The organism is Ensifer sp. VA4, from assembly GCF_055710065.1.
The window spans coordinates 189,511-216,122 of the sequence record NZ_JBVQPO010000012.1; the positions used below are offsets into that span (position 1 = coordinate 189,511).

Below are 26,612 nucleotides of genomic sequence, written 5' to 3' on the forward strand. Positions count from 1 at the left end.
GTTCGCGGCTGGTGCCGGCCAATAGGTCAATTATGTTGACCCAATTAGACGGGAGGAACCCATGCAGGCCGATACGCTGCTGGCGCTGTTTTTGTTCGCATTTACCACATCGATCACGCCGGGGCCGAATAACATGATGCTCTTCGCATCGGGCGTGAATTTCGGCTTCGTGCGCACCGTGCCGCATATGCTGGGCATCGGCGCCGGTTTCTTCGTGCTCCTGATCGCCGTCGGCTTCGGCCTCGGTGCGCTGCTCCATTCCGTGCCGCTCATCTACACCACGCTGAAATTTGCCGGCGGCGCCTATCTCGTCTGGATCGCCTGGAAGATCGGCACCTCGCGTTCGCTCGGTGAAGGCAAGGCCGGTGCACAGCCCATGAGCTTCCTTGCCGCCGCCGCCTTCCAGTGGGTCAATCCCAAGGCCTGGGTCATGGCGGTTTCGGCCATGGCGACCTATACCAGCAGCGAGAGCTACCTCATGAGCGTGCTTGTCGTCGGCATCGTCTTCGCACTGGTCAACGTGCCGAGCGTCTCCACCTGGGCGGGCTTCGGCTCGGCGCTGCGCCAATGGCTGTCCGAGCCCTCGCGGCTGAAATGCTTCAACATCACGATGGCGGTGCTGCTCGTCGTCAGCCTCTGGCCGATGCTGAAATAGAGAAAGCCGGAAGGCGTGGAGCTGCCCGCCGGTTTCGGCGAGCGTGATTCTGCACTACAGCGCCGCGCGTCTTCTGAGACGCGCAAAGGTCGCTGTGGCCCTTTGACTTGCTGCATGTCTTTGTCCTTAAATCGCGCTCGATTTAAGAAGACATGCAGTAGTAATGACAGCGATTTCCCGGCGGAGGAGCCAGGCATGTCCGAACACCATCATGGCCACGGCCACGATCGCGACCATCACGACAACCATTTCACCGACATGGAAGCGCGGGTGAAGGCGCTGGAGACGGTGCTGACGGAGAAGGGGCTGATCGATCCGGCGGCGATCGATGCGATCGTCGAGACCTACGAGATGAAGATCGGCCCACGCAACGGCGCGCGCGTGGTGGCGAAGGCCTGGGTCGACTCCGATTTCGCCGAGTGGCTGAAGCGTGACGCCACGGCAGCGATCGCCAGCCTCGGCTTTACGGGCCGCCAGGGCGAGCACATGCGCGCCGTCTTCAACACGGCCGGCACCCATAACCTCGTCGTCTGCACGCTCTGCTCCTGCTACCCCTGGTCCGTGCTCGGCCTGCCGCCGGTCTGGTACAAGGCGCCGCCCTATCGTTCGCGCGCCGTCATCGATCCGCGCGGAGTGCTTTCGGAGTTCGGCGTGACGCTGCCGGAGGCGACCCGTATCCGTGTGTGGGATTCGACGGCGGAACTGCGCTATCTCGTGGTGCCGGAACGGCCTGCGGGCACCGAAGGCTTCAGCGAGGAGGAACTGGCTGGCCTGGTGACGCGCGATTCCATGATCGGTACCGGTCTGGCGCTTTCCGCGGAGGCGGTCCGATGAACGGCCCCCACGATCTCGGCGGCGCACACGGCCTCGGGCCGGTGGCGCCGGAAAAGGACGAGCCCTATTTTCATGCGGAATGGGAGAAGCGGGCGCTCGGCATCACGCTCTCCTGCGGTGCCTTCGGCGCCTGGACGATCGACGAAAGCCGGCATGCGCGCGAAAGCCTGCCGCCGGCGACCTATCTTTCGGCGAGCTATTACGAGATCTGGACGCGGGCGCTGGAGACGCTGCTGAAGCGCCACGGCTTCGTGAGCCAGGCCGAACTCGACGCCGGCCACAGGCTGGAACAGGGGGCGACCCCGAAGCGGGTGCTGAAGGCCGACATGGTCGCCGGCGTGCTCGCCAAGGGTGGCCCCTGCGACCGTCCGGTCGAGACCGCGCCGCGCTTTACCGTTGGCGACCGGGTGCGCACGAAGAATTTCAATCCGGAAACCCATACGCGCCTGCCGCGCTATGCCCGCGCCAAACTCGGCCGGGTGGAGGCGGTGCAGGGCTCCTTCGTCTTTCCGGATGATAACGCCCATGGCCGCGGCGAAAATCCGCAATGGGTCTATACCGTCGTCTTCGATGGGCCCGAGATCTGGGGCGAGGGCGTCGACCCGACGCTGACGGTCTCGGTCGATGCCTGGGAGAGCTATCTTGAACACGTGTAAGGTGGTGTCGCCGCTCGTCGCCTCGGCTGAGCTGCCGAAATCGCCGGAGGGCGATCCGGTCTTTGCCGAACCCTGGCAGGCGAACGCCTTCGCCATGACCGTGCGCCTGCACGAAAAGGGCGTGTTCTCCTGGCCGGAATGGGCCGAGGCGCTTTCGGCCGAACTCTACAAGCCCGGCCGCAAGGCGGACGCCAGCGACTATTACGACTGCTGGGTGGCAGCGCTCTCGCGCCTCGTCACCGAACTCTCGATCGCCTCCGGCCGCGAGCTGGAACACCTGACGCGGAGCTGGCAGCGGGCGGCGGAAGCGACGCCGCATGGCCAGCCGATCGTGCTCGCCAACGATCCTGAGCGCCCCTGACGCCGAAGGCTCCGGTCCGAGTCTTTCGCAAGTTGATTGCAGTCGGATTTTCACGTAGAGGCTGCTAATCTAAACGATCCGGAGCTTGCCGTGGGCGAGACGCGATATCCTTTTTCCTCCATGGAGGCGGCGGCGGACATGTTCAGAAGAACGCCGCTCCAGCGCCTCGGCACATGGCTGGAAACGAAAAGGATAGCCCGGCGGGAAAGGAAAAAGAAGCGCCGGCACGAGCTGACATGCCTCAACGCGCGGGGGCCGGCGACCTTGGGGTCGGGCGATATCCCGTTGATGTTCATCACCCATAACGATCTCAAGCTGATGCCGTCGTTCCTGGCGCATTACCGCAAGCTCGGGGTAACACGCTTCATCTGCGTTGACGACGTCTCATCCGACGGCACGCGCGAATATCTGGTGGCGCAGCCGGACGTCGACGTCTGGTCGTCCATCGTCCGTTTCAAGGAGGCGCGGCGCGGGCGCGAGTGGCGGGAAACGCTGTTCGAGCGTTATGGCACCGGCCGGTGGTACGTCAATGTCGATTCCGACGAGTACCTCGTCTACGACGGCTATGAGGAACGCGGGCTCGGCTGGCTCATTCCGGCGCTGGAGCGCATGGGCGCGCGCCGCCTGCTGGCACCCATGCTCGACATGTATCCGGTCGACCTCGAGCGCGCCGACGTCGAGAAGCTGAAGCAGCAGGCTCCCTGGGAGATCGCCGATCATTTCGACGCTGCCGGCTATACGATGTGCGCGATGAAGCGAGCCTTTTGCGTCAAGGGCGGACCGCGCCAGCGCAAGTTCGGCACTGACCTCGAAATGGTCAAATATCCGCTGATGTTCTGGGACGGCGCGTGCTGCTTCGGCCCCAGCATCCATCAGCCCTTGCCCTATGACAGGAATTTCCCGGCCGCCATGGGCGTGCTTTTGCATTTCAAGTTCTTCGCCGACTATGCCGAGGTCGTCGACGCGGCGGCGGCAGGCGGTCAATATTTCGATGCCTCTGCCGTCTATGTGAAGATCAAGGAGAGCATTGCAAACGACGGCGGCCTGCAATTGGCGTCGGACGTATCGGTGCGCTTTACCGGATCGAGGCAATTGCTGGATCTCGGATTCATTACGCGGCTCGAGCGTGCCTGAAGCGCCGCCCGGCCAGTTGCTTGGAGTGAGAATGGAGAAGGCGAAACTCGTCGTTCTGTTTCCGGTCTTCAATGGGGCGAAGACCTTGGAAAAGTGCCTGCAGTGCATCGCGGACCAGGATTTCAGGGATTTTCGCGCCATCATCGTCGAGAACCGGTCGACCGATGGTTCGCTGGAGATCGCCAGGGCCTTTGCCGCCAAAGATCCTCGCTTCGAGGTGCTCGAGAACGAGGTGCATCTCGACGCCGACGAGAACTTTCTCAAGTGCTTCCGCCTCGGTACCGAGCTCGGCGAATATTTCTGCCTCCGGGCCTGCGACGACTATTCGACGCTCGACTACCTGTCGCGCCTCGTCGCCGCGCTCGAAGCGGACGAGACCAAGCTCTTGGGGACTTCGGACGTCCGGCGGATCAACAATGGCAAGGGGCGCCTTGCCAGGCCCAACCGCGACGTCTTCAATTTTGCCCAACGCATCCGCGACGGCAAGATCCCGCGCAATCTCAGCTATCCGTCGGAATGGGTGTACGGCATCTATCGCTCGCAAGGCAGCCTCGAGATTCTGCTGCGCCGCTATGCCGAGTTCAGCTATCCCTGGACTGGCGCCTCCTACATCATCACGGAGTTCGTGGTGCGCGATCTCGTCGCCTATGTGGAGGGGCCCGAGTTCCATTTCATCGAGGGTTCGGGGTCGGTTCAGCGCTATGGGGCCAAGACCTTCAGGGAGAAATTTGCGCAGCGCTGGGAATATACGGTCGGCTGTTATCGGCTGAAGGACAAGCTGCCGCCGATGTCGCCGTGGACGCGGTTCCTGCTGTTCCGCATGTTCTGGAACGACGCGCGCCGCAAGACCCGCTACAAGCTGCTCGGCTTCTTCTGAGCGGATGAAAACGCGCAAGTGAGACGGCACGTCGCCGCCTCAGCTTCCCGTCGCCTCGCTCTTGTCGAACTGGCGGTAGCACTCGTCGGCCACCTGCTGCAGCAGGTTGCGCGGCACCTCGCCGGTGACGGCGTAGCCGATCGGACCGTCGATCCAGTAGAAGGTCTCGACGCCGTCGGCGCTGTCGATGCGGAAACTGGTTTCGCGGTTGTCGTCGTTGCGGCCGAGAAGAACGGTCAGCCGGCGCCCGGTGCCATCCTCATACATGAACATCGCCCCCGCCTTGCCGTTGACCGGCAGCAGCCGGCCGCCGACCAGGGAGAAGCCGAACGAGGAGAGATCGGGGATCGACAGCGGGTGATCGAGGCGTTTTCCGAGCCAGTTGGCAAGATGGCTCTGCTCGTCGGCGCCAACTTCGACCGCGTGGCGCACTTCGCTGGCATAGACCAGGAAGGCCGATTGCGCCTGTCGCGGCAGGCTGTCGGCGGTCTCAATCGCACGGCCGCCGCGATCGGCCGAAAGCAGCGCGGGTGCATAGAGGCCGGTGAGCCCGCCGGCGGCAAAAAGTGCGAGACCGGCGGCGATGGCACGCAGACGGCGGATGGCGGAACCTGTGTCCTTGCCGTTGTTCCTGCCCGGGTTCGGCTGGGGAAGATCGCTATGGCTGCTGCTTAAGAGCAAGGCGCGGTCGCGTGCGTCGCTGCGGGCGTAGCCGGCGAAAAGCGCACGGAGATCCACCGCCTGCGCCTGCCATTGCCTGACTTCCTCGGCGCGCGCGGGGTTGCGCTCCAGCCATTGCTCGACCCGTTGCCGTTCCCGCTGGGTCAAGAAACCGTCGACATAGGCGTGCAGGTCGTCTTCGGAGACGGTGTTGAAATCTTCCGTCATTTCGGTCTCCGCATGCTGATCACATTGTCGTCCTTCATGGCTTCGGCCAACTGGCGCCGGGCGCGTGAGAGCCGCGACATGACAGTGCCGATCGGAATGGCCATCATCTCGGCCACGTCCTGGTAGCGATACCCTTCGATCACCACGAGCATCAGCACCGAACGGTTTTCCGAGGAAAGGCCGTTCAGCGCCCGTTCGAGCTTGGAGCGCTCGAGCGGATCGCTCTCGCGGTTCTCTGCCTCGAGCCCCAGATCCTCGTCCAGCGCCACCTGCGGGTGCATGGCGAGGTAACGGTGCCGGTTGCGCCCGAGATTGGTCATGATGGTGAAGGCCCAGGCGCGCAGATTGACGCCACGCCACTGCGCGCGGCGCGCCAGCACCTTCTCCACGCAGTCCTGCAGCAGGTCCTCGCCGTCCGGGTCCGAACGCACGAGGCTGCGCGCATAGCGCCTCAGTGCCGGCACCAATGCCAGCACATCCTCCTCGAACCGGTCGGATGCCGGGGGATCGCCCCCCGCATCCGCATTTCCGCCATTACGGCTTTGCGACATCCCATTCGCCCTTCACGCCGTCGCCGGTAATGTCACCCATCTTCTTGTCCTTGACGAAGAAATAAAGCGGCATGCCGTCCTTCGCCCATTGCTTCTTACCGTCCTTGCGCTCGACGAGCGTATAGGCGCCTTCGGCCTTGGCGCTGGCTTCCGCCAGGAAGGGCGGCCAGTTCGCGGCGCACTTGTCGTAGCAACTGGACACACCGCCATGGTCGTCCTTGTAGGTATAGAGCGTCATGCCGTTTTCGGCGGCCAGTACCTTGCCCTTGGCCGATTCGACTTCCTTGACCGGTGGCGCGGCAAACGCCGTGGCGCCGGCGGCAAGCAGCATGGCGATCGTCAATGGAAACGTTTTCATGGCAATTGTCCTTCCTCAAGATGGTTTTCGTATCCGGAAACGGGCAAATGCCTCCTAGACTAGTCCCGTTGCCGCAGGGGCCGCGGGATGCTCTAGTCCCGTTTCCGCAAGAGCCGCATGCTTGCAGATCCGATCATGAGACACGGTGCGCGGCGGATTTATTCCCGGAAAACTGGTGGCAGTTTCGGCAAAGCCGGACGGCGAGCGGTTCAAGCCCGGTCGGCGACGAAGCGGGCGAGCGCCGGGCCGATCATGGTGATGATCAGCAGGCGGGCGGTCTGCAGCGCCATCACGAAGGAAAGGTCGACATTGCTGGAGGCGGCGATGACGGCGATCGAGTCGAGCCCGCCGGGGCTGGTGGCGAGATAGGCGGTGAGGGGATCGATGCCGACGACCTTGATCAGCAGCACCGCGAGCAGGCTCGAGAAGGAGATCAGCACGATGATCGAGAGGACGGTCGGCACCAGGGCGCGGCGCGCGTGGATGAGGATCTGGCGGGTGAAGCCAAGGCCGATGTTCCAGCCGAGCAGCGCAAAGCAGAAGGCCAGCAGCCACTGCGGCAGCACCGTGGTCATGACGCCGGTGACGTTCAGCACGGCGCCGAGGAGGAAGGGCAGCAGAAAGGCGCCCGCCGGCACGCGCAAAAAGCGGCCGGCGAGGGCAGCACCGAGCCCGACGGCGATGGTGGCGAGGAAGGGGAGGCCCGCGACCGGCGCGAGCCAATGGGTGGTCTCATCGGCTTCCGCACCGGTGACCCACATATGCGCCACCACGGTTGCGGTGCTGGCGACGAAGATCACGCGCAGATATTGCATGAAGGCGACCAGGCGGGCATCCGCCCCGTAGGCATCGGCCATCAAGAGCATGGTCGAGGCGGCGCCGGCGGACGAGCCCCAGATCGCCGTCGTGCCCGGCAGGATGCGCATGCGGGTGATCACCCAGCCGCAGAGCGTGCTGACGGCGATGACCGAGAGAATGACGGCGAGGAACAGCGGCCAGTTGCCGGAGAAGGTTGCGAGCATGCCCGGCGTCATGGCGCCGGCGATCATCATCGCCAGGATGAACTGTACGCAGAAAAACAGTTGGCGCGGCAGGCGGATCGTGCCGCCATTCATGCCGACGAGGACTGCGGCGAGCATCGGCCCCATCAGCAGCCCGGCGGGAAGGCCGATGAATTCGAAGCAGGTGGCAAGCACGAGCGAGAAGGCCGAAAGCAGGCACCATTGCAGCCACGGCGCCAGCCGTCCGATGCCGACCTTTTCCGGAGGGGACGCGGCTTTTAGCTTGTCGGTCGTCACGGGCATTCTCCGGCATGGCCCGGAAAAGGCGGGAGCGGCCATTCGTGGCCGGCCTCAACGGGCTTCGAGCGATGGTCTGCACTGCAGCGCCATCCCGTCCCGCTCGTTAGCAACAATGCGGCGTTGCATTCAAGGGGCACGGCAAGAAAGTGCCACAGCCATCGGCAGCCGAAATTGAGCGGAGCGCTGCCGCGGCCGTGTGATTGAAGGCCGGTTATGAGAAAAAAACGTGAACAAAACATCTCTGATCCGAACGGCCGGACAGCCGCGATCAGGCGAAAAGACATTGATTTTGCGTGGCAATTTTCTCAGTTGCCGAAAAACGCCTTCCAAACGGCCGTCGCAGCATCGGCGCAGCCCATAAATCCGGGCTTGCTTGTGCCGCCCGAATCCTGACACTCAACCTCATGCAGTTCGCACCGCAACAGGATGAGGCCCTCAAGGCCGTTTCGCAGTGGCTGAAAGAAGGCCGCTCGCCGCTCTTCCGGCTGTTCGGCTATGCCGGCACCGGCAAGACGACGCTTGCGCGCTATTTCGCCGAGCATGTCGATGGCGAGGTGCTGTTTGCCGCCTTCACCGGCAAGGCCGCGCAGGTGCTGCGCTCCAAGGGCGCCAGCAACGCCAAGACGATCCACTCGCTGATCTATCGTCCTCGCGGCGAGGAAGAGGTTTCCGACGAGGAAACCGGCAAGACCTCGATCGCGCCGATGTTTGCGATCAACCGCCAGAGCCCGGTCGCGAAAGCCGCGCTGATCATCGTCGACGAATGCTCGATGGTCGACGAGGCGCTCGGCAAGGACCTGATGAGCTTCGGCACGCCGATCCTGGTGCTCGGCGATCCGGGCCAGCTTCCGCCGGTTTCGGGCGGCGGCTACTTCACCAATCAGGAGCCGGACTACCTGCTGACGGACATCCATCGCCAGGCGCGTGACAACCCGATCATCCAGCTCGCCATGCAGGTACGCGAAGGCAATGAGATCATGCATGGCGACTATGGCACCACGCAGGTGATCGGCCGCGGGCAGGTGAACCAGGAACTGGTGCTGGAAGCGGACCAGGTGCTTGTCGGCACCAACCGGACCCGCCGGCGCTACAACCAGCGCCTGCGCGAGCTCAAGGGCTTCACCAGCGACTATCCGCAGTCCGGCGACAAGCTCGTCTGCCTCAGGAACGATCCGGCCAAGGGCCTGCTCAACGGCTCGCTGTGGCAGGTGATGAGCTCGTCGAAGGAAACGGTGAAGCCCGGCATCAACCTGATGATCCGGCCGGAAGACGACGACATGGATCGCGGTGCCGCCAAGATCAAGCTGTTGAAGGCCGCCTTCGAGGATGTCGAGGGCGAGATCCCATGGCAGACGCGCAAGCGCTACGACGAGTTCGACTACGGCTATGCGCTGACAGTGCACAAGGCGCAGGGCTCGCAGTGGAACAACGTCGTGCTGTTCGACGAGAGCTGGGCCTTCCGCGACACCCGCGAGCGCTGGCTCTATACAGCGATCACCCGCGCGGCGGAGCGGCTGACCATCGTTCGCTAGAGGCGGCGACGGGAAGGGGCGCTTCAGCGCTTGGTCGCCATCCACAACACGTGGCGGGCACCGCCACGCTTGCCATTGGCGCGCACATTCACCTCGTCGGTGGCAAAACCCACCTCGCGCAGGCGGCGGGTAAAGGCGCTGTCCGGCGCGGACGACCAGACGGCGAGCACGCCACCATGCCGAAGTGCTGCCTGGGCGGCGCGAAGGCCGGTATGGCTGTAGAGGCTGTCGTTGGAGGGGCGGGTCAGACCGTCCGGGCCGTTGTCGACATCGAGCAGGATGGCGTCGTAGGCGGCCTTTTTCGAGCGGATCAGGGCGCCGACATCGCCGATATGGATCGTAACGCGCGGGTCGTCGAGCGTGCCCTTGTGAAGATCGGCCATGGGGCCGCGTGCCCAGTCGACGACGGCCGGCACCAGTTCGGCGACGGTGACGCGGGCATCGTCCGGCAGCACAGCGAGGGCCGCCCGCAAGGTAAACCCCATGCCGAGGCCGCCGATCAGCATGCTCAGGTTCTTGCCGCCGGCGATCCGCTCGTAGGCGAGCGTTGCCAGCGCCTCTTCCGAACCGCTCAGCCGGCTGTTCATCAACTCGGTCGAGCCGAGCATGATGGAAAATTCCTGGCCGCGCTGCTTCAGGCGCAACTCGTCGCCGTCTCCGGGAATGGTTGCGCGGTCTAGCTGGATCCAGGGAAGCATCGGGGCATCTCACTTCAGTCGTTTCAGCGCCTCGTAACATGAGCGTGGCGTTGAAGACATCACATTATCGGTCAACCGGGAGAATTGCGCGCGAACGGGTGCCACGACCGGCCGCCGGCAGGCTTGGGCCTTCCTTCATTCCGGGCGCGGCAGCACTGTTCACGCCGGCGAGCGCATGGGCAAAGGCGAGAGCCGCCGCGGGGGCGCCTCGGTCACTCCGCCGAGATCATGCCGGCGATGACGGCCTTGGCGATCGCCTGGAAGCGGTTGTTGGCGCCGAACTTGCGAATGATGCCGGCTTCGAGGGTCAGCGCCGCTGCGACATCCATCTCCATCAGGCCGGCGATGCGCGAGGCCGGATAGCCTTCGGCCATGAAGGTCAGGCATTCGCTTTCGATCGGGGAAAGGTGGACATGGTCCCCATCATCGCCCGCGGCACCGCTGCCGTCGCTGGTTTCGAGCAGCTCGGTGATGCGCTGCATCTGGCGGCGCAGGTTTGCCTGCTGGGCGGCAAGTTCCCGGCGCCGCGCCAAAAGCGCCTCGCGAAACAAGTGGTCGGCATCGGCCTGTTCTTCGGTGCCGGCAAGGCCGGTCAGAAGCTCCAGGATGGTGGCGATCGGCATGTCGATCTCGCGACAGGCGTTGATGACGGCCATGCGGCGGATGTGTTCTTCGTTGTAAACCCGCATCGGCCCCATGCGGGCGGCGGTCAGGAGACCCTTCTCCTCGTAGAAGTGCAGGGTGCGGTGGGTGACGCCGAAGGCATCGGCCATGTCGGCGATCGCCAGCGGGGCCGTCGGGTCGTGATTTGGAAGGGGAAGGATGGGCAGGAAGCCGCCGCGGTCGGGCGCGGCGAGCATGCCTTCGTATTTCCAGTGGTCTCGCGGCATATCGATCGTCCCCGGTTTACAGGCCGCGCCCATCCGGCGCGTTGTCGCTGTAACGTTTGATTTTCCGCATCGGTGACCTGGATCGAGGCCGACCCAGGGTGCACGCAGTCCGCGTCCGGAAGCGCGGCGATCACCGGGTCTCTCAAATGTGCGGAACGCGTCCGCGTGCTGAGGCACTCGTTGACCGACAACGACAATGCCTGCTGCTCGGCTGGGGCATCCCGCTTGGACGACGCGGTTTACTCAGGACCTCGATGCTTGCCTGACGAGCAACCAGGCATCCATTCCCAACGCATGCGTGCAACGTTATACGCGAATCGAATATATGACCAGTCTTTAATATTGTAGGCTGACGGCCGTTTCGCCAATTGGTAGTGCCGTCGCGATCGCCTGTTTGCTCCCGTCGCCGCCGACCTCGGGAAACATGCAGTAATTCAAGGTGTTGCTGTGGTCTTGGCGCGTATCGACAGGCGCGCCGCACTCCGGCGCGGTCAGTGACCGATGACCTTGAGCGGGCTGTTGGAGCTGAGGATGAACAGCGGTTCGTCGCCGCGCAGTGGCGACAGCTTCTGCTGGCAGGACCAGGCCTCCTCGAAGGCGCCCCGGGTCAGGTGCCTGCGATAGCGCTGGGTGGCGGCCATGCAGCCCATGAGGGGGCTTTCGATCTGCTCCTGGCGGGCGTGCTCGTAGATCTCGCCGTCGAGCGAAAACAGTTCCGTGGCCAGCGACATGCTCTCATAAAGCAGGTCGGGCTCGGACGCGAGCCGTTTCCAGGTGATGAAGTCCTGGCGCAGGGGTATATTCTCGCCATCATGGGAGAGGGTGACGCGGATCCCCTGCGCCGGGGCGTCGTACCAGGCCACCTGCACGGTGAAAGACAGGTCGGAATTGCGCGAAACGGGGCGGCCGGTGTCGCCATCGGTGGCGCGGGCCAGCGTCTTGTGGCGCTGGGCCGCAAGGCGGAGCGCGGTGGCGAAGGCCTTGGCGTCCTCGTTGTCCGCGCCGGTCACCTTCACCTGCACGGAGGGCAGCACCCGCTCGGTCGCGTGGCGCGCGTTGAAGAGCTTTGCCTGCGCGTCGATGTCCAGCGTCATTTCCTGCGAGGGCATCGGCGCGAAGAGAAGCAGCGGCAGAACGGTCAGCACCGAGAGCGGCGAGGAGAAGGGCGCCGGCGGCCAGGCGGGCCGATGCCCGGCAAAGCGCCGTTTCGTCAGCTTCGGCTGGCGGGGCGAAACTTCTGCCTGATGCTCTTCCTCGTTGCGGACGCGCTGGTACTCCGGAACATAGGTTCCCTTGGGAATGGCGATCCGCCATTCGTCGTCGGCACCGTCGCCCTCGTAGAAAACCTTGAGCAGCTTGCGCAATTTGCCGGCGTGCACGCGCACGAGCGGGTCGCTGTCGGCGTTGAAGGCCTGGGGCCGGCCGAAGACGTCGATCGCGATCGAATAGCCCTTGAGTTGATGGCCTTCGCCGGCCATCTCCTTCTCGACCACATAGGCGAGGAAGGCCCTGAGGCGCTCCGAACGCGCGAAAGCCTTGCTTTCGAGGATCCGACGGAGGGCCCGCCGAATCGTCTCGTCGCAGGGTCTTTCGACCGTCGTCATCCGTTCTTGCTCCAGTGTCATATGAGTAAAAATCTATGAAATGCGATCGAGGCGCGGGCGGGGCCATTCGATCTGATTCGGAAAGTTAAGCCCAAAAAAAGGTGGTTGTCAGGGGTAGCAGGCCGCAGGTTTGAGGTATTTCTGAAATAAACGCAATAATTGCGGCGGTTCTCCCTGTGGCAGATGGCAGCGGAAGCCCACCCGGCCATTTTCGCCGTTCGTCATTGAGCCTTCTCGCATATTAGAGGCGTTGATTGTCAAGACTTGGTCAAGACAAGACGGGCAAACGAACCGCGCGCAATCGTCGCATCGCCGCGCGCGCAACCTCCTTGGAATTGCTGCATAATCGGACCTCAAACCGTTTCTGGTTTCAGCAATTATGCAGTAGAACATTGCAACTACATTGCCTGCGTCCGGGCCCGCCAGGGTCCACTTTCTGGAAAGTTCAGACATGCCTGCAAATCTGTCCGTGAACCTGAATGCCGTCGCAATGCTCCGCAACCGGCGCGATCTGCCCTGGCCCTCCGTCACTGCGCTTGGCCGCATCGCACTCGAAGCGGGGGCTGCCGGTCTCACCGTGCATCCGCGTCCCGACCAGCGCCACATCCGCTTCACCGATCTGCAGCCGATCCGCGACCTGATCGACGAGGCGTTTCCGGAGACGGAATTCAACATGGAAGGCTATCCGAACGAGGAGTTCCTAGGCCTAGTGGAGGCGCACCGGCCGGAGCAGGTGACGCTGGTGCCGGACGATCCGGCGCAGGCGACCTCCGACCACGGCTGGGATTTCCGCAAGAACCACAACCTCCTCGGCAATGTCGTCGGCCGGCTGAAGAAGAAGGGTTTTCGCGTTTCGCTGTTTGCCGACGGTGACGAAGATCAAGAGGCGCTGCGGATTGCCAAGGAGACCGGCGCCGACCGCATCGAACTCTACACCGGCCCCTATGGCGGCTGCTATGACGATCCGGCCAGGGCCGAGAAGATCGCCGGTGAACTCGGCCGCACCGCTGCGATCGCTGCAAGCCTTGGACTCGATGTCAATGCCGGGCACGACCTGACGGTCGCGAACCTGCCGCTGCTCGCCCGGCACATCCCCAATCTTGCCGAAGTCTCGATCGGTCACGGGCTGACGGCCGATGCGCTGGAATACGGCATGGCCGAAACGGTACGCCGCTTCCGCCGCGCCTGCGGGCAGGAGGTCTGAGGCGACCTCTGCGCTCTGTTTGCGAGCGTGCCTTGCGTCCCCGAGCGATGCCATGAAGGATCTCTTCGTCGTCACCCATACCGAATCCGTCCATCACCTGGAGGGCAGGGTGGGTGGTTGGTACGACACGGATCTGACTGACTGCGGCAGGCAGGATGCGGAGGCAACGGCCGAACGGCTGATGGCTTTGATTGGCGAAAGGGACGTGGAGATCCATAGTTCCGATCTGCGCCGTGCATCCCAGACGGCTGCTGCCATAGCAAAGCGCTTCAAACGGCCGGTGATGGAAACGGCTGCCCTCCGGGAAATCAGCTATGGCGTCGCGGGTGGCAAGCCCCAGCCGTGGCTCGAGGCGCGCTACACCCCGGCGCCGGACGACAATCGGCTCGACCATGATTGCGGCATCGAGGGCGCCGAAACCCGTCGTGATGTCGCGCTGCGCGTTTATCCTTGCGTCGACGCGATCGTCGAGCGGTCCTGCGATGCGCAGATCATCGTCACGCACGGCTTCACGCCTACGCTCGTCATCGCCGCCTGGATGAAGGTTCCGATCGAGGCCGCAGGCTTTCTGAGTTTCCCGGCGAAATCCGGGAGCATCACGCATCTGCGCCAGGACGATTTCTTTCGGAGCCGGGCGGTTGTCAGTCTCGCGGATGCGTCGCATCTGAGCTTCAAGTCATCGTAAGATCCTTGAGGCCGCACGACAGGTAATCCGAGGCTCTCGGTCGCCTATAATTTTGGCGCGGGTCTGCTATAGGTAGGGCCCATCCTCTCCCTCGAATGCGGCCAATGACATTCCCCACCAGTTTCCGCGAGCGCATCGTCCTTTATGCGCTTCTGACCTCGCTGACCTCGATCAGCATCGATGCGCTCTTGCCGGGCCTGCGCCAGATTGGGACGGATCTCGGCGTCCGGCCGCCGCTTTCCACCCAGCACGTCATCTCCCTTTTCATTCTCGGCATGGCGTTTGGTGAGTTGCTGCTGGGGCCGCTTTCCGATGCGATGGGGCGGAAGAGGGCGCTGGTTCTGGGGCTTGGCGTCTATGCGGTCGGGACGGTCGTTGCCCTGGTGGCGGGCTCGCTCGAAATGGTGATCCTCGGCCGCTTCCTTCAGGGCGTCGGCGTCTCCGGACCGAAGATCGCGACGCGGGCGATGATCCGCGACCAGTTCGAAGGCGATGCCATGGCCCGCGTCATGTCCTTCATGTTCACGCTCTTCATTCTGGTGCCGATGCTGGCCCCGACGCTGGCGCAAGGGATCATCGCCGTCGGTGGCTGGCGCAGCGTCTTTGCCGTCTACCTCGCGGCGGCCGGCCTTCTCGGGCTGTGGCTGGTGATGCGGCAGCCGGAAACACTGGCGAAAGACAAGCGCATCCCCTTTCGCCCGCGGCTTCTCGTATCGAACGGACGGCGTATCCTCGCAAACCGGCGCGTGACGCTCCTGATCCTGGCGACCGGACTCGTCTTCGGCGCGCAACTCCTTTATCTCAGCACGGCGGCCGACCTCTTCTTCGACGCCTACGGGATCGGACAGACCTTTCCCCTCTATTTTGCCCTGCTCGCCGCGGGCATCGGGCTTGCCTCGTTCCTCAATGCGAAGCTGGTGCAACGCTTCGGTTCGGAAGCGATGGCGCGTTACGGCTTCCTGGGATTGGCAACGGCAGGGCTTGCCATGCTGGTGGTATCGGCCTCCTGGGCCGGCCGGCCGCCGCTGACGGTGCTGATGGTGCTCGGCTTTGCGGCCTTCTTCGCGATCGGGGTGCTTTTCGGCAACCTCAACGCCATGGCCATGCGCTCGCTGGGTCAGGTTGCGGGTCTCGGTGCCTCGTTGATCGCCTCCGGATCGAGCCTGATCGCCACCCTGTTCGCGATCGCTATGGGCGCCTTTTACGACGGCACGACGCTCAATCTGTCCGCCGGGTTCTTCGTTGCCGGCATCAGCGCACTTGTTCTTTCGGAGATCGCGGTGCGGGCGGATGCCTCGCCGGTGGAGGCCGTAAGGTAGGCCACCCCAGGCGGTGACGGGAGTGGGACGGGGCGAGAGCCGGCATGCCACCGGCTCCCTTCCTTTCAAGCGGGTTTCTTAACCGGCAAGTTGCGCCTTGCTCGCTTCCAGGAATGCGCCAAGCTTCACCGGCGTCGCACCCGTCAGCGTCGTCACGTCGTTCGTGACCATGTTGATGTGGCCCTCGCGGGTGTTGGCGTCGAAGGAAACGACGATCGGAATGAGGAAGTCCGGGAGGCCGGCGCCCTTCAGGCCGCCCGCGAGCGCTTCGTCCGAGATATGCACGACTTCGAGCGGTTTGCCGGTCGCCTTGGCGACGAGGGCGGCGATCTCGTCGGTCGAGCGCTGCTCGCCGCCGGTCAGCGTATAGGTGCGGCTCTCGTTCGTGCTCGAGGCCAACGCTGCAGCCGCGGCCTTGGCGACATCGGCGCGGGCGATGTGGGCGAGGCGGCCTTCGCCGGACGAGGAATACCATTGGCCGGTTTGGAGCGCATGCGGCAGTGCCATGAACAGGTTCTCCATGTACCAGCCGTTGCGCAGGATGGTGTAGGGGATGCCGGTCGCCTTGATGGCGTTTTCGGTGCCGAGATGATCGGGGGCGAAGGGGACGACCGATGTCTCGGGGCTGGGCATCGAGGTGTAGAGGATGTGCTTGACGCCGGCCTTCCTGGCGGCGGCGACGGCGGCGAGATGCTGCTTCAGGCGCTTGCCCGGCTGGTCGAGCGCGTCGGTCGAGATGATCAGGATCCGGTCGGCGCCGGCAAACGCGCTTTCGAGCGAAGCGGGGTCGTCGAAGTCGGCTACGCGGGTCTTGACGCCCTTGACGGCATAATCGGCAAGCTTCGCCGTGTCGCGGCTGGTGGCGATGATGCGGGCCGGCTCGACGCCGGAGCCGAGAAGCTGGTCGAGCACGAGCTTGCCGAGTTGGCCGGTTGCGCCGGTGACGAGCAATGTTTCGGACATGTCTTTTCCTTTTCCTCTGAACCTGAGACGGGATGGGCGGGAGAGCGCCCGCCTTTCCTCGCTCGCCGTTGATGCCGGCCGCCTGGGAGGAAGCGCCGGCACACGGTCTCTTTTTGAGACTTGCTCTTATCCCGTAATCTCGGTAGAGCTGTAAAGGAGGCAGTTTTTTCTGCTGTGGTAACAGGAAGGGTACCGCCTATGAGCATGCTGACCGGCGAGGTGAATGGCAAGCGCGTGGCAATGGTCTGCGGCATTCCGATGGATGTCGAAAACTGTCCGGTGCGCGATGTCATGGACAATATCGGCGGCAAGTGGAATTCGCTGATGATCCTGTCGCTGGCCGACGGTCCCTTGCGCTTCTCGCAGCTCCGCCGCCTGATTCCCGACATCTCCCAGCGCATGCTGACCCAGACGCTGCGAGACCTGCAGCGCGACGGCTATATCCATCGCACCGTCTACCCGACCCAGCCGCCGAGCGTGGAATATGCGCTGACCGACCTCGGCCGTTCGCTGCTCGGCCTGCTCAAGCATTTCGTCGACTGGTCGGTGGAGAACCACGGGGCCATTCGGGCGGCGCGCGAGGTTTATGACGCGGAGGCGTGAAGTTCTCCGGGGGGCGGACACCGCGGGCGAACGGTTCGCTTGTGCGCCCGACACGCTTCTTTGTTCCGGCGAGCGTTAGTGAAGTTTGCCCCTCACCCTAACCCTCTCCCCACAGGCGGGGAGAGGGGACGAGGACGAAGGCGGCGTTGCCAATCGGAACCTGCCGTCAGAGAGCGCTGCGATTGAAGATGGGGACGTGAAGCGAGCGGGTGCCGCGAGTCTCCTTCGCCCCGCCTGCGGGGAGAAGGTGGCCGGCAGGCCGGATGAGGGGCAAGCCCTCACCGGGCGGATGAGGGGCGGTGGCGAGGCACGACGCGCGACGTCGTGTCTCGCCGTGCAATCTTGCCCTAGCGCCTTGATTTTCCCTATAGTTTCGCCAGTCAACTGCGTCACCCCCGGGGAATCATGAAGACACTTGATATCGGCATTGCGGGCGCCGGCCCGGCGGGGCTTGCGGCGGCGCTGATGCTGTCGCGGCGCGGCCATCGGGTGGAGCTTCTCGAACGTTTCGAAGAGGCCTCGCCCGTCGGTTCCGGCCTGATGCTGCAACCGACCGGACTGACGGTGCTCGACACGCTCGGCCTGTTGCAGCCGATGCTTGCCCTCGGCAGCCGGATCGACCGGCTTTACGGCGCCGATGCGAAATCCGGACGGACCGTTCTCGACGTGCGCTATGACGCGCTGGCCGGTGGCCGCTTCGGGCTGGCGGTGCAGCGGGCGGCGCTCTTCAACACGCTTCACGATGCGGTGCGCGGCGCCGGCCTGAAGGTCCGGACCGGCATCACGCTGACGGGCGCGAGGGTGGAAGCCGACAAGGCCGTTCTTCTCGATGCCGAAGGGCGAGAAGCGGGCGCCTACGATCTGGTGATCGATGCAAGCGGCGCGCGCTCGACGCTTTCGGCCGGCTCCGCCGCGGCGCCCAAGGTGCGCGAACTGACCTATGGCGCCTTCTGGGCGACGCTCGACAGCGACGGGCTCGTCCATGACCGCCATGCGCTGGTGCAGCGCTACGACCAGGCGCGGGTGATGATCGGCCTATTGCCGGCGGGCAGGGCGCGGGTCGGCGAGATGGAGCGCGTCGCCTTCTTCTGGAGCCTCAAGGTGGCAGACGCGGACCGGGTGCGGGAGGCCGGGCTCGGCCGCTGGAAGGCGCGTATCCTCGACTACTGGCCGGATTGTGCTCCCTTGCTCGATCAGATTGCCGACTGGGAGCAATTGACGCTGGCGCGTTATGCCCATCGCACCATGCGCCCGCCCGTTTCCGGCCGTATCGCCTTCGTCGGTGACAGCGCCCATTCGACCAGCCCGCAGCTCGGGCAGGGGGCCAACATGGCGCTTCTCGACGTGGCGGCGCTGGCGCATGCGCTCGACCACGCGTCGGACCTCGATACGGCCCTTGCTGCCTATGCCGCCGCGCGCCGCAGTCACGTCGCCCTGTTCCAGCTTCTCTCACTCGCCTTCACGCCCTTCTACCAGTCGGACTCGACCCTTCTCGCCTGGCTGCGCGACCGGCTGGTCGCCACGATCGCGCACACGCCGCCGATGCAGGCGCTGCTCGCCTCGATCGTCTCGGGCACGCTGATCGACCCCTTCGCGCCGGCCGGGCTTGGCGAATGCGACTGGCGGGCGGTGGGCGCACCTGCGCACCGCCTGCTCCGATCCGCCTCGGACGCGATTTCCGCCTGAAGTAGGCGACGAAACGAGAGGACCGGACGGCGAATGGAGAAATTGCGATGACCGACAGCGTGGCGGCCATTCTGGTGCATGTTGCTGACACGGAAGCGGGGCTCGCCTGGTATCAGCGGGCTTTCCCCAAAGCCGAGCGACGGTGGCTTGAAGAATTCGACTTCGCCTATCTCCAGGTCGGGACAGTGGATCTGGAAATCGTGCAGGCGGACGAGAAGGTGGCGAGCGGTGCGGCTGGCTCCGTCGTCTATTGGGCGGTCGAGGATTTCGACCGGGCTCTCAAGCATTTCGAAGCGCTTGGCGCGCTTCTCTATCGTGGACCAATGGCGATACAGGAGGGGCTCTGGATGTGCCAGGTGCGCGACCCCTGGGGCAATTGCATCGGCCTTCGCGGGCCGAGGCCCGAATACAAGGGAGAGGAAGCCTGATGCCGGACGGTCCCGTCACCTGTGAAATCCGCTACCGGATCGAGCAAGGCCGAATGGCCGACTTCAGCGGCTACGCAGAAATCTGGGTCAGGCTCGTCGAGCGTTACGGCGGAACGCATCACGGCTATTTCATCCCGCGCGAAAAGCCCGAGGGCGCCGGCACGAGCTTTCCGGGTGTGGGCGAAGAGGGTGCCGGTGATATCGCTATCCCGCTTTTCACCTTTCCGGATGAGGCAGCTTATCTTCGCTATCGGCAAAAGATCGCCGAAGATCCGGATGGCATTGCGGCCAACGCGCGTTATGGAAACGACCCGCCGTTCATCAGCTATGAGCGCATCTTCCTGCAGCCGCTTGTGAGCAATCCTTAAGTCATCCTCGGGCTTGACCGATCAAGCCCCGACGGGGCTCAGGGGTGTTGCGGCTTCTATATTGGATAAGCATGCTCGGGCCCCTGGCGACGAAGGAAGACGTGTTAAAGCCGACGGGTGGTCTTTGCAGTCCCCTCGTAGGTACCTCAGCGGTCCCAGCGCCGGCGCTCACGCGGCCCGCGCCAGCGAGACCCCTTCCAGCGCGAACTCCACGGCGGCCTCGGCGTGGATTGCGGTGGAATCGAAGCCCGGCAGCGGCAGAGCCCGTGGGTCGAGGGTCAGGCAGATCTCGGTGCAGCCGAGGATGACGGCGTCGGCGCCTTCCGCCTCGGCCTTGTCGATCAGATCGATCAACGCCCTGCGGGAAGAACGCAGCACCTTGCCGGCGCACAGTTCGTCGAAGATGACATTGTGGGTCAGCGTGCGGCCGTCCGCATCCGGTACCATGATGTCGATGCCGTGGCTTTTCATGCGCTCGGCATAGAAGCCGTGCTCCATGGTGTAGCGGGTGGCGAGCAACAATGGCCTGCGGCTGCCGGCTGCCTTGAGACGTGCGGCGGTCTCGTCGATGATGTTGATCAGCGGAATGTCGACGGCGGCCTGCACGGCGTCGGCGATCAGGTGCATGGTGTTGGTGCAGATCAGCACGCAGTCGGCGCCGGCCGCCTCCAGGCCGCGGGCGACATCGGCAAGCCGCCTGGCGGCATCGTCCCAGCGGCCGGCCTTCTGCAGGTCGACGATCGACTGGAAGTCGACGGAATGCAGCAGCACCTCAGCCGAATGCAGCGCGCCCAGACGCTCGCGCACGGCTTCGTTGACCATGCGATAGTAGACCGCCGAGCTTTCGAAGCTCATGCCGCCGATGAGACCGATCTTGCGCATAACCATTCCTCTCTCTGCCCGCTGTTGCCGCGCTGAGCGCAGCCAGTTTTCGATGGAGAAAACTATGCGGCAAAGTGCGTTGGAACGGTTCGCTTTGTTGCAAGGGAAAATGCATCTTGGCGCGAGATATTTGCGCAAGAGATGATAGATGTGCAAAGATATAGCGCAACGGTTGGCTATGGGTGGAGGGATCGGCGTGCTCGACGAGAGGGACAGGAAGCTGCTTGGGCTGCTGCAGCAGGATGCAAGCGTTGCCGTTGGTGAGTTGGCGGAGCGGGTGAACCTCTCGCTGTCGGCCTGTTCGCGCCGCATCCAGCGGCTGGAGGAGGCGGGCTATATCAGCAGGCGCATCGTCGTGCTCGACCGCCAACGCATGGGCGTGCCGACGACCGTCTTCGCGCTGATCAAGACGGCGCACCATTCGGACGAGTGGATCGAGACCTTCCGCCGGGCGATCAGCGATATCCCTGAAATCGTCGAGGTGCATCGGCTGACGGGGAATTACGACTATATCGTCAAGGTCGTGCTGCCGCGCGTCGAGCATTACGACGTGGTCTACAAGCAGATCGTGCGCAAGGTGGAACTCTTCGACGTCTCCGCCTCGATCTCGATGGAAATCCTGAAGAGCGGTACGGCGGTGCCGGTCGATTATGCGGAGTGAGGCAGTGGCAAAGGGCTTCACCCTCGCCAACGACGAGATCGTGCTGGTGGACGCAGCAGAGCACATCGCCTTCGCGAAACGGTCCTGATCGCGACCGTTCTTGATTTTTTGCAAGGGTGACATGAGGTGGTTGCGCTTGTCCTGGCCGTCTGCAACCCCAATGTTGAGGCATGTCCAAACGGAAGGCCAGTTGCTGAGCCGACTGGAAAGAAACATGCAGGACAGGCATCACGTGGTCGTCGTCGGCGGCGGGTTCGGCGGGGTGCAACTCGTCAAGGGGCTCGCCGGCGCACCGGTTCGGATCACGCTCATCGACCGGCGCAACCACCATCTCTTCCAGCCCTTGCTCTATCAGGTTGCGACGACGCTGATCGCGACCTCGGAAATCGCCTGGCCGCTTCGCAGTCTCTGGCGCGACCGGCCGGAAGTGACGACGCTTCTCGGCGAGGTGACGGATGTGGACGCGGCCGGAAAGGCGGTCGTTCTCAGGGACGGCCAGCGGGTCGGCTACGATACGCTGGTGCTGGCGACCGGGGCGACGCATGCCTATTTCGGCCATGACGAATGGGAGCCATTCGCCCCCGGCCTGAAGACGCTCGAGGACGCCACCACAATCCGCCGCCGCGTGCTCACCGCCTTCGAGCGCGCCGAGCTGGAAGAAGAGCCGGCCGCGCGCGATGCGCTGCTGACCTTCACCATTATCGGTGCCGGTCCCACGGGCGTCGAGCTTGCCGGGATCATCGCCGAGATGGCGCATCGCACGCTTCCGGACGAGTTTCGCCGCATCGATACGCGGCGAACCCGCGTGATCCTCGTCGAAGCGGGGCCGCGCATTCTCGCCGCCTTCAGCGAGGATCTCTCGGCTTACGCGGTCGAGGAGCTGAAGTGCCTCGGCGTCGAGGTTCGCACCGGAACGCCGGTGACATCCTGCACCGAGGAGGGCGTGATGATCGGCGAGGAGTTCGTGGCGAGCCGCACACTCGTCTGGGCCGCGGGCGTGCAGGCCTCACCCGCCGCCCGCTGGCTGGACATCGCCGCGGACCGGGCCGGCCGGGCGATTGTCGGCGCCGATCTCACCGCCCCCGGACACAGGGATGTTTTCGTCATCGGCGACACGGCCGCCGTCACCTATGACGGTGGCAAGCCGGTGCCGGGCATCGCGCCGGCGGCCAAGCAGCAGGGCGCCTATGTGGCCGATGTCATCCGCGCGCGGCTTGCCGGCGACAAACCGCCGGGCGATTTCCGCTATCGCCACCAGGGCAGCCTTGCCACCATCGGCCGGCGCGCCGCGATCATCGATTTCGGCCGCTTCAAGCTGAAGGGCGCGCTTGCCTGGTGGATCTGGGGCATCGCCCACATCTACTTCCTGATCGGCACCCGCAGCCGCTTCGCCGTCGCCTGGAGCTGGTTCTGGACCTATTTGAGCGGCCAGCACAGCGCCCGGCTGATCACCCAGAAGGAGAGCCTGAAGAAAAAGGGGTAGGCGGTGAACGGCGGCCGCTGCATGAGCTGCCGTCAGCTTGCTGGTGCCAAGAGGCACCTTCAGTGGTTGGCAGACACGCTGAACAGCGGCCTATGCATGAGCTGCCATGTCTTGCTCCTACTTCTGCACCTTCACGATCAGGATCATCGGGCGATCGACTTCTTCGGCCAGAGCCGGGATCTCGGCGATCTGCGCCTCGGTCGGCCGCCATTCCTCAACGTGGCGGATGGCAAAGCCCGTCGATATCAGCGTGTTGAGCGTCGTGCCGATGGTGCGGTGGTGCTTGATCACGCCCTTCGCCAGCCAGTCGGTGATGCGCGGTCCCTCCTCGGAATAGTGATCGACCGGCCAGGTCCGTTCGCCGTTTTCGAAGCGCCAGCCGGGATTGTGGGAGGCCATGTAGATCGGGTGCTCGATGGTGAAGACGAAATGCGCGCCGGGAGCGAGCGCCCGGTGGATGGTGGCGACCAGCCGGCCGAAATCCTCGACATAGTGGAAGGCGAGCGAGCTGTAGGCGAAGTCGAAGCCTTGCTCGGGGAGTTCGAGCTCATCGAGGTCGGCGATCCTGTATTCGATCGCCGGATCGGACGTGTCGGCCCGGGCGCGGGCGATCATCTTCTCGGAGAGATCGAGGCCGAGCACGTGAGCGGCGCCGGCCTCGCGGGCAAAGCGGGAAAACCAGCCGAAGCCGCAGCCGAGGTCCACGACGCGCTTGCCTGAGAGATCCGGCAGCAGGGCGCGGATCGCCGGCCACTCGGCAGCACCCGCAAGCCCGTGCAGCGAGCGCCCGAGCTGGCTGTAGCCTTCGAAGAACTCCGGCCTGTCGTAAATGTTTTGAGCCATCGTGGTCTCCTTCAGGCAATGGACGGTGCGTGCGGCCGCCTGCGGCGCGCGATAGGACGAGTGGGCGTCGGCTGCGGTTACCGGGGGAACAGCATGCCGCCGAGGATCCTGCTCGAAACCCTCCGGCATTTCGCCGGTGCTACTGTATGTTTCCTTTAACCGTAGCCGGTTAAAGGACAAAACATGCAGCAATTCAAAGTGCTACAGCGACCTTTGCGCGTCTGATGACGCGCGGCGCCGTAGAACCCTGATTTGCTTAGGCGCGCAGTTCCGCAAGGTCAAGTTGCGGCTGAAGTACAAGTTTTGTTTGCGTTTTTTGGGGGTGTGCTAATGTGCGATTCTCCTGGTCCGGTCCGTTTTTTGGAGGCGTAATGTCTGAGGCCGTCCATCCTACTGCAATTCATCATTTACCGGCGTTCATCACGGCACCGGGGCAGAGCGACGTCCTGTTCAACGTCGTCGTCATCTTCATGATCCTGGCGATCTTCGCGCTTGGCACCTTCTATCTCCGGCTCCATTCGCTGCCGGAGACCATGGCGCACAAGAGCCACAAGGTTCAATACGAACTGGTGGCGGTGCTGGGGCTGATCTCGCTGCTCACGCACAACAACATCTTCTGGATCGCAGCGCTGATTCTGGCGCTGATCGACCTGCCGGATTTTTCGTCGCCACTTTCGTCTGTCGCCCGCTCCCTGGAGCGGATCGCCGGCAAGGTGGATGGAGCAACTGAACCCGTGCCGGCCGAGCCTGAGCCGGCAGCGGGGCATCCGGCAGCGCCTGCAGATCAGCCGTCGGTGGAAGGAAAGGCCTGAGCCATGTTCGAATTCATGCTTTGCTCGATGCTGACGATCCTTCCCGACTATCTCTTCCGCCGCTATGTCCAGGGCAAGAGGTTCGGCAAGGAGATCACGATCTACTCCGTCTGGTTCGAACTGCGCTGGGGCATCACCGCCTGCATCATCCTGACGATTTCGCTGATCACGCTGATCTTCTACTTCCATCCGTCGACGAAGAACGTCACCGCGGCGTTCCGCACGGTCGCGGTGCTGCCGGAGACCAGCGGGCGCGTCTCAGAGATCTACGTGACCACCTTCGAGAAGGTGAAGGCCGGCCAGCCGCTGTTCAAGCTCGACAGCTCGGAAGAGGAAGCCGCCGCCGAGGTTGCGCGCCGGCAGATCGCCGAGGTTGACGCAGAAATCACCGTCTCCCGCACCGAACTCGTCGCTGCCGATGGCGCGATCGTGCAGGCCCAGGCGGCGGTGCAGCAGGCCCAAGACGAGTACGACACCCAGGTCGAACTCAACAAGCTGAACCCCAACGTCGTCGCCCGGCGCGAGATCGAGCGCCGGCAGGTCAACCTCGAAGGGCGCAAGGGCGCACTCACCGCCGCCCTTTCCAACAAGCAGACGCTGGAGACCAAGCTCGCTTCGCTGCTGCCTTCGCAGAAGGCGAGCGCCGAAGCAGCGCTGAAGGAGGCGGAGGTCGATATCGCCAAGGCCACGGTCAGGGCCGGCGTGTCCGGCACGCTGCAGCAGTTCACGCTCCGGGTCGGCGAAGTGGTCAATCCGCTTCTGCGGCCGGCGGGCGTGCTCGTGCCCGAGTCTGCCGGCCGGGCGCGGCTTATTGCCGGCTTCGGCCAGATCGAGACGCAGGTGATGAAGGTGGGCATGATCGGCGAGGCGACCTGCGTCGGCAAGCCCTTCACCATCATCCCGCTGGTCGTGACCGAGGTGCAGGACGTGATTGCCGCCGGCCAGGTGCGCGCCAGCGACCAGTTGATCGACGTCACGCAGATCTCGCAGCCCGGCACGCTGACCGTCTTCATGGAGCCGCTCTATCCCGGCGTGCTCGATGACGTTCCTCCGGGCAGCAGCTGCATCGCCAACGCCTATACCAACAGCCATGACGAACTGGAGTCACCCGATATCAGCACCCTTCGCTGGGCCTATCTGCATGTGGTCGACGCCGTGGGCCTCGTCCATGCGATGATCCTGCGCATGCAGGCGCTGATGCTGCCGGTGCAGACGCTGGTGCTTGGCGGCCATTGATGGGGCGGTGCAGCCTCTGAAGCGCCGCTGCGGCAGTCAATATACAAGGCCCCGAATACAAGGCCCCGACTGGAAACGGTCGGGGCCTTTTGCGTTTGCCTGTTCTTCAAATGAACTGAGCCTCCGCGGGGAACGGAGGCTCGAGCGCGCAATAAAAACAAATAAAGCAATTGCACGGCAATAAAAACGCAACCACACTACTCTTCCGGGGATTGTATGTCTGCGGTGTGCAATTACAGGTACAGTTTGACAAAAGCAGTGTCTGAAATCAATCAAATTTAAGAGGGATTTGAGTAGTCAATTGGGGCTAGGCAGGGCCGCGAGATGCCCTGCCCAAGCGGGTTATGACGGCTTCGACGAGGGTTAGACGCCGTTCCGGGGCGCATGGTCAGGTGGATCTTCAGCCTTCGCAGCCGCCCGGAACGGCCTCGACCGGCATCGTCCAGGGCTCCCAGATCGCATCATGACTGCCGCCCTCGCGCCGGTAGAAACGCTTGGCGGCGTCGTTGCTCGCCAGCACCGTCCAGTTGATGCGCGGCGCGCCGATCCTGGCTGCATAACGTTTCAGAGCCGCGATCAATGCGGCGCCTGCGCCTGAGGAACGTGCTGTTTCCTCGACGAAAAGTTCCTTCAGCACCAGCGTCGGCTTCAGGTCGTAGGTCCAGGGGATGACGTAGTGAACCGCGATGCCGACCGTGCGGCCGCAAAGCTCCGCGATCAGCACGCCGAAGCGCGGGGTTTCGCCAAGCCCGTGTTCGACCAGGTCCGCTTCGGTCACGCCGAATTTGTCGATGTAGCCCTCGAAGATTGCAAGGCCGCGCATCAGCCGCAGCATGTCGGTCACGTCGTGGCGTTGGAAGGGGCGGACGGTGAGGGGTGAGGCGTGCATCTCGACATCTCGTGCAAAGGGGTGATCCGTCAGGCGCGGGTTACTGAATGCCGGCGGGGGCAAGGTCATGTGGCGCTGCAAAGTGCTGCGGCGCGCTTCGCGCGTCTGGCAGACGCGCGAAACAATCGTGTGAGCTACTGCATGTCTCCTTAAATCGACCTCGATTTAAGGACAAAGACATGCAGCAAATCAAAGTGCTACAGCGACCTTT

At 64.0% G+C, this 26,612-nt stretch carries 30 protein-coding genes; 19 read left to right on the plus strand and 11 right to left on the minus strand.

All coding sequences use genetic code 11. The features are described from left to right. Positions 1-61: 61 nt before the first annotated feature. From AC0C6X_RS21775 to AC0C6X_RS21800, 6 genes are all read left to right on the plus strand, one after another. Positions 62-655, plus strand: a complete 594-nt coding sequence (locus AC0C6X_RS21775; RefSeq protein WP_247958347.1) for a LysE family translocator — start codon at positions 62-64, stop codon at positions 653-655. Between the two features lie 195 nt (positions 656-850). Next, the gene (gene nthA, locus AC0C6X_RS21780; protein WP_247958346.1) at positions 851-1,489 is read left to right on the plus strand and encodes a nitrile hydratase subunit alpha; all 639 of its coding nucleotides are present in this window, start codon (positions 851-853) and stop codon (positions 1,487-1,489) included. After that, positions 1,486-2,145 (plus strand): nitrile hydratase subunit beta, encoded by a 660-nt coding sequence (gene nthB / locus AC0C6X_RS21785; protein WP_472955089.1) that lies wholly within the window; start codon positions 1,486-1,488, stop codon positions 2,143-2,145. Before nthA ends, nthB begins: the two co-directional genes overlap by 4 nt. Next, the gene (locus AC0C6X_RS21790; RefSeq protein ID WP_247958308.1) at positions 2,132-2,506 is read left to right on the plus strand and encodes a nitrile hydratase accessory protein; all 375 of its coding nucleotides are present in this window, start codon (positions 2,132-2,134) and stop codon (positions 2,504-2,506) included. Before nthB ends, AC0C6X_RS21790 begins: the two co-directional genes overlap by 14 nt. 138 nt (positions 2,507-2,644) lie before the next feature. Next, a complete protein-coding gene (locus AC0C6X_RS21795) occupies positions 2,645-3,640 on the plus strand; it encodes a glycosyltransferase family 2 protein (RefSeq protein WP_247958307.1) in 996 nt (331 codons plus the stop codon). 31 nt (positions 3,641-3,671) lie between these two features. After that, entirely contained in the window at positions 3,672-4,517 is an 846-nt protein-coding gene (locus AC0C6X_RS21800; RefSeq protein WP_247958306.1) for a glycosyltransferase family 2 protein, read from the plus strand. Positions 4,518-4,556: 39 nt separating this feature from the next. Here AC0C6X_RS21800 and AC0C6X_RS21805 read toward each other — a convergent pair whose 3' ends face one another. The 4 genes from AC0C6X_RS21805 to AC0C6X_RS21820 form a co-directional block, all read right to left on the minus strand. Continuing rightward, positions 4,557-5,405 carry an anti-sigma factor family protein gene (locus AC0C6X_RS21805; RefSeq protein ID WP_247958305.1) on the minus strand — a complete coding sequence of 283 codons (849 nt, stop codon included), beginning with the start codon at positions 5,403-5,405 and terminating at the stop codon, positions 4,557-4,559. Then, the gene (locus AC0C6X_RS21810; RefSeq protein WP_247958304.1) at positions 5,402-5,956 is read right to left on the minus strand and encodes an RNA polymerase sigma factor; all 555 of its coding nucleotides are present in this window, start codon (positions 5,954-5,956) and stop codon (positions 5,402-5,404) included. Before AC0C6X_RS21810 ends, AC0C6X_RS21805 begins: the two co-directional genes overlap by 4 nt. Then, positions 5,940-6,314, minus strand: coding sequence for a COG4315 family predicted lipoprotein (locus tag AC0C6X_RS21815; RefSeq protein WP_173517116.1), 375 nt, complete (start codon positions 6,312-6,314; stop codon positions 5,940-5,942). The genes AC0C6X_RS21810 and AC0C6X_RS21815 overlap by 17 nt, the downstream gene beginning before the upstream one ends. Before the next feature lie 209 nt (positions 6,315-6,523). Continuing rightward, positions 6,524-7,618 (minus strand): AbrB family transcriptional regulator, encoded by a 1,095-nt coding sequence (locus AC0C6X_RS21820; RefSeq protein ID WP_173517115.1) that lies wholly within the window; start codon positions 7,616-7,618, stop codon positions 6,524-6,526. A gap of 210 nt (positions 7,619-7,828) precedes the next feature. Here AC0C6X_RS21820 and AC0C6X_RS21825 point away from each other — a divergent pair, with 210 nt between their 5' ends. Both AC0C6X_RS21825 and AC0C6X_RS21830 read left to right on the plus strand, forming a co-directional pair. Next, the gene (locus AC0C6X_RS21825; RefSeq protein WP_173517114.1) at positions 7,829-8,008 is read left to right on the plus strand and encodes a hypothetical protein; all 180 of its coding nucleotides are present in this window, start codon (positions 7,829-7,831) and stop codon (positions 8,006-8,008) included. An 11-nt stretch (positions 8,009-8,019) separates the two neighbouring features. Further along, entirely contained in the window at positions 8,020-9,147 is a 1,128-nt protein-coding gene (locus tag AC0C6X_RS21830) for an ATP-dependent DNA helicase (RefSeq protein ID WP_173517113.1), read from the plus strand. A 23-nt stretch (positions 9,148-9,170) separates the two neighbouring features. Here AC0C6X_RS21830 and AC0C6X_RS21835 read toward each other — a convergent pair whose 3' ends face one another. The 3 genes from AC0C6X_RS21835 to AC0C6X_RS21845 all read right to left on the minus strand — a co-directional run bounded on the left by AC0C6X_RS21835 (position 9,171) and on the right by AC0C6X_RS21845 (position 12,339). Next, positions 9,171-9,845 (minus strand): spermine/spermidine synthase domain-containing protein, encoded by a 675-nt coding sequence (locus AC0C6X_RS21835; RefSeq protein WP_472955093.1) that lies wholly within the window; start codon positions 9,843-9,845, stop codon positions 9,171-9,173. 212 nt (positions 9,846-10,057) lie between these two features. Then, positions 10,058-10,735 carry a MerR family transcriptional regulator gene (locus AC0C6X_RS21840; protein ID WP_173517110.1) on the minus strand — a complete coding sequence of 226 codons (678 nt, stop codon included), beginning with the start codon at positions 10,733-10,735 and terminating at the stop codon, positions 10,058-10,060. A 491-nt stretch (positions 10,736-11,226) separates the two neighbouring features. Then, entirely contained in the window at positions 11,227-12,339 is a 1,113-nt protein-coding gene (locus AC0C6X_RS21845) for a hypothetical protein (RefSeq protein ID WP_472955094.1), read from the minus strand. A 451-nt stretch (positions 12,340-12,790) separates the two neighbouring features. On the opposite strand from AC0C6X_RS21845, the gene AC0C6X_RS21850 reads away from it, so the two are divergent. From AC0C6X_RS21850 to AC0C6X_RS21860, 3 genes are all read left to right on the plus strand, one after another. Further along, entirely contained in the window at positions 12,791-13,543 is a 753-nt protein-coding gene (locus tag AC0C6X_RS21850) for a pyridoxine 5'-phosphate synthase (protein ID WP_472955095.1), read from the plus strand. A 52-nt stretch (positions 13,544-13,595) separates the two neighbouring features. Next, the gene (locus AC0C6X_RS21855; RefSeq protein WP_472955097.1) at positions 13,596-14,228 is read left to right on the plus strand and encodes a histidine phosphatase family protein; all 633 of its coding nucleotides are present in this window, start codon (positions 13,596-13,598) and stop codon (positions 14,226-14,228) included. A 104-nt stretch (positions 14,229-14,332) separates the two neighbouring features. Beyond that, positions 14,333-15,547 (plus strand): multidrug effflux MFS transporter, encoded by a 1,215-nt coding sequence (locus AC0C6X_RS21860; RefSeq protein ID WP_472955098.1) that lies wholly within the window; start codon positions 14,333-14,335, stop codon positions 15,545-15,547. Positions 15,548-15,625: 78 nt separating this feature from the next. On the opposite strand, the gene AC0C6X_RS21865 is transcribed toward AC0C6X_RS21860, so the two are convergent. Beyond that, positions 15,626-16,510 carry an SDR family oxidoreductase gene (locus AC0C6X_RS21865; protein ID WP_472955100.1) on the minus strand — a complete coding sequence of 295 codons (885 nt, stop codon included), beginning with the start codon at positions 16,508-16,510 and terminating at the stop codon, positions 15,626-15,628. A gap of 198 nt (positions 16,511-16,708) precedes the next feature. On the opposite strand from AC0C6X_RS21865, the gene AC0C6X_RS21870 reads away from it, so the two are divergent. From AC0C6X_RS21870 to AC0C6X_RS21885, 4 genes are all read left to right on the plus strand, one after another. Beyond that, positions 16,709-17,113 (plus strand): winged helix-turn-helix transcriptional regulator, encoded by a 405-nt coding sequence (locus tag AC0C6X_RS21870; protein WP_173517105.1) that lies wholly within the window; start codon positions 16,709-16,711, stop codon positions 17,111-17,113. Positions 17,114-17,518: 405 nt separating this feature from the next. Further along, positions 17,519-18,799 (plus strand): FAD-dependent oxidoreductase, encoded by a 1,281-nt coding sequence (locus AC0C6X_RS21875; protein WP_472955104.1) that lies wholly within the window; start codon positions 17,519-17,521, stop codon positions 18,797-18,799. A gap of 47 nt (positions 18,800-18,846) precedes the next feature. Next, positions 18,847-19,227, plus strand: coding sequence for a VOC family protein (locus AC0C6X_RS21880; protein WP_472955107.1), 381 nt, complete (start codon positions 18,847-18,849; stop codon positions 19,225-19,227). Beyond that, positions 19,227-19,595, plus strand: a complete 369-nt coding sequence (locus tag AC0C6X_RS21885; protein WP_472955110.1) for an NIPSNAP family protein — start codon at positions 19,227-19,229, stop codon at positions 19,593-19,595. The genes AC0C6X_RS21880 and AC0C6X_RS21885 overlap by 1 nt, the downstream gene beginning before the upstream one ends. A gap of 168 nt (positions 19,596-19,763) precedes the next feature. Here the strand turns inward: AC0C6X_RS21885 and AC0C6X_RS21890 are convergent, their stop codons facing one another. After that, complete coding sequence (locus tag AC0C6X_RS21890) at positions 19,764-20,483, minus strand: aspartate/glutamate racemase family protein (protein WP_247958289.1); 720 nt, start codon at positions 20,481-20,483, stop codon at positions 19,764-19,766. Between the two features lie 190 nt (positions 20,484-20,673). Here AC0C6X_RS21890 and AC0C6X_RS21895 point away from each other — a divergent pair, with 190 nt between their 5' ends. Continuing rightward, positions 20,674-21,138 carry an Lrp/AsnC family transcriptional regulator gene (locus AC0C6X_RS21895; RefSeq protein WP_173518160.1) on the plus strand — a complete coding sequence of 155 codons (465 nt, stop codon included), beginning with the start codon at positions 20,674-20,676 and terminating at the stop codon, positions 21,136-21,138. A gap of 214 nt (positions 21,139-21,352) precedes the next feature. Next, positions 21,353-22,621, plus strand: coding sequence for an NAD(P)/FAD-dependent oxidoreductase (locus AC0C6X_RS21900; protein WP_472955113.1), 1,269 nt, complete (start codon positions 21,353-21,355; stop codon positions 22,619-22,621). A gap of 117 nt (positions 22,622-22,738) precedes the next feature. Here the strand turns inward: AC0C6X_RS21900 and AC0C6X_RS21905 are convergent, their stop codons facing one another. Beyond that, entirely contained in the window at positions 22,739-23,464 is a 726-nt protein-coding gene (locus tag AC0C6X_RS21905) for a class I SAM-dependent methyltransferase (RefSeq protein WP_173517100.1), read from the minus strand. Between the two features lie 371 nt (positions 23,465-23,835). Here AC0C6X_RS21905 and AC0C6X_RS21910 point away from each other — a divergent pair, with 371 nt between their 5' ends. Further along, positions 23,836-24,276, plus strand: a complete 441-nt coding sequence (locus AC0C6X_RS21910; protein WP_173517099.1) for a hypothetical protein — start codon at positions 23,836-23,838, stop codon at positions 24,274-24,276. Between the two features lie 3 nt (positions 24,277-24,279). Beyond that, positions 24,280-25,512, plus strand: a complete 1,233-nt coding sequence (locus tag AC0C6X_RS21915; RefSeq protein ID WP_173517098.1) for an HlyD family secretion protein — start codon at positions 24,280-24,282, stop codon at positions 25,510-25,512. A 400-nt stretch (positions 25,513-25,912) separates the two neighbouring features. Here the strand turns inward: AC0C6X_RS21915 and AC0C6X_RS21920 are convergent, their stop codons facing one another. Further along, positions 25,913-26,401, minus strand: coding sequence for a GNAT family N-acetyltransferase (locus tag AC0C6X_RS21920; protein WP_173517097.1), 489 nt, complete (start codon positions 26,399-26,401; stop codon positions 25,913-25,915). Positions 26,402-26,612 lie beyond the last annotated feature (211 nt).

Excerpts from the sequence above, each read along its gene's own strand:
- nthA (WP_247958346.1), top strand. The coding sequence starts at position 851 with ATGTCCGAACACCATCATGGCCACGGCCACGATCGCGACCATCACGAC.
- AC0C6X_RS21815 (WP_173517116.1), bottom strand. The coding sequence starts at position 6,314 with ATGAAAACGTTTCCATTGACGATCGCCATGCTGCTTGCCGCCGGCGCC.
- AC0C6X_RS21870 (WP_173517105.1), top strand. The coding sequence starts at position 16,709 with ATGAGCATGCTGACCGGCGAGGTGAATGGCAAGCGCGTGGCAATGGTC.
- AC0C6X_RS21885 (WP_472955110.1), top strand. The coding sequence starts at position 19,227 with ATGCCGGACGGTCCCGTCACCTGTGAAATCCGCTACCGGATCGAGCAA.
- AC0C6X_RS21855 (WP_472955097.1), top strand. The coding sequence starts at position 13,596 with ATGAAGGATCTCTTCGTCGTCACCCATACCGAATCCGTCCATCACCTG.
- AC0C6X_RS21820 (WP_173517115.1), bottom strand. The coding sequence starts at position 7,618 with ATGCCCGTGACGACCGACAAGCTAAAAGCCGCGTCCCCTCCGGAAAAG.
- AC0C6X_RS21800 (WP_247958306.1), top strand. The coding sequence starts at position 3,672 with ATGGAGAAGGCGAAACTCGTCGTTCTGTTTCCGGTCTTCAATGGGGCG.
- AC0C6X_RS21805 (WP_247958305.1), bottom strand. The coding sequence starts at position 5,405 with ATGACGGAAGATTTCAACACCGTCTCCGAAGACGACCTGCACGCCTAT.
- AC0C6X_RS21845 (WP_472955094.1), bottom strand. The coding sequence starts at position 12,339 with ATGACGACGGTCGAAAGACCCTGCGACGAGACGATTCGGCGGGCCCTC.
- AC0C6X_RS21920 (WP_173517097.1), bottom strand. The coding sequence starts at position 26,401 with ATGCACGCCTCACCCCTCACCGTCCGCCCCTTCCAACGCCACGACGTG.
- AC0C6X_RS21905 (WP_173517100.1), bottom strand. The coding sequence starts at position 23,464 with ATGGCTCAAAACATTTACGACAGGCCGGAGTTCTTCGAAGGCTACAGC.
- AC0C6X_RS21830 (WP_173517113.1), top strand. The coding sequence starts at position 8,020 with ATGCAGTTCGCACCGCAACAGGATGAGGCCCTCAAGGCCGTTTCGCAG.
- nthB (WP_472955089.1), top strand. The coding sequence starts at position 1,486 with ATGAACGGCCCCCACGATCTCGGCGGCGCACACGGCCTCGGGCCGGTG.
- AC0C6X_RS21910 (WP_173517099.1), top strand. The coding sequence starts at position 23,836 with ATGTCTGAGGCCGTCCATCCTACTGCAATTCATCATTTACCGGCGTTC.
- AC0C6X_RS21880 (WP_472955107.1), top strand. The coding sequence starts at position 18,847 with ATGACCGACAGCGTGGCGGCCATTCTGGTGCATGTTGCTGACACGGAA.
- AC0C6X_RS21875 (WP_472955104.1), top strand. The coding sequence starts at position 17,519 with ATGAAGACACTTGATATCGGCATTGCGGGCGCCGGCCCGGCGGGGCTT.
- AC0C6X_RS21825 (WP_173517114.1), top strand. The coding sequence starts at position 7,829 with ATGAGAAAAAAACGTGAACAAAACATCTCTGATCCGAACGGCCGGACA.
- AC0C6X_RS21810 (WP_247958304.1), bottom strand. The coding sequence starts at position 5,956 with ATGTCGCAAAGCCGTAATGGCGGAAATGCGGATGCGGGGGGCGATCCC.
- AC0C6X_RS21890 (WP_247958289.1), bottom strand. The coding sequence starts at position 20,483 with ATGGTTATGCGCAAGATCGGTCTCATCGGCGGCATGAGCTTCGAAAGC.
- AC0C6X_RS21860 (WP_472955098.1), top strand. The coding sequence starts at position 14,333 with ATGACATTCCCCACCAGTTTCCGCGAGCGCATCGTCCTTTATGCGCTT.
- AC0C6X_RS21840 (WP_173517110.1), bottom strand. The coding sequence starts at position 10,735 with ATGCCGCGAGACCACTGGAAATACGAAGGCATGCTCGCCGCGCCCGAC.
- AC0C6X_RS21850 (WP_472955095.1), top strand. The coding sequence starts at position 12,791 with ATGCCTGCAAATCTGTCCGTGAACCTGAATGCCGTCGCAATGCTCCGC.
- AC0C6X_RS21835 (WP_472955093.1), bottom strand. The coding sequence starts at position 9,845 with ATGCTTCCCTGGATCCAGCTAGACCGCGCAACCATTCCCGGAGACGGC.
- AC0C6X_RS21795 (WP_247958307.1), top strand. The coding sequence starts at position 2,645 with ATGTTCAGAAGAACGCCGCTCCAGCGCCTCGGCACATGGCTGGAAACG.
- AC0C6X_RS21915 (WP_173517098.1), top strand. The coding sequence starts at position 24,280 with ATGTTCGAATTCATGCTTTGCTCGATGCTGACGATCCTTCCCGACTAT.
- AC0C6X_RS21865 (WP_472955100.1), bottom strand. The coding sequence starts at position 16,510 with ATGTCCGAAACATTGCTCGTCACCGGCGCAACCGGCCAACTCGGCAAG.
- AC0C6X_RS21775 (WP_247958347.1), top strand. The coding sequence starts at position 62 with ATGCAGGCCGATACGCTGCTGGCGCTGTTTTTGTTCGCATTTACCACA.
- AC0C6X_RS21900 (WP_472955113.1), top strand. The coding sequence starts at position 21,353 with ATGCAGGACAGGCATCACGTGGTCGTCGTCGGCGGCGGGTTCGGCGGG.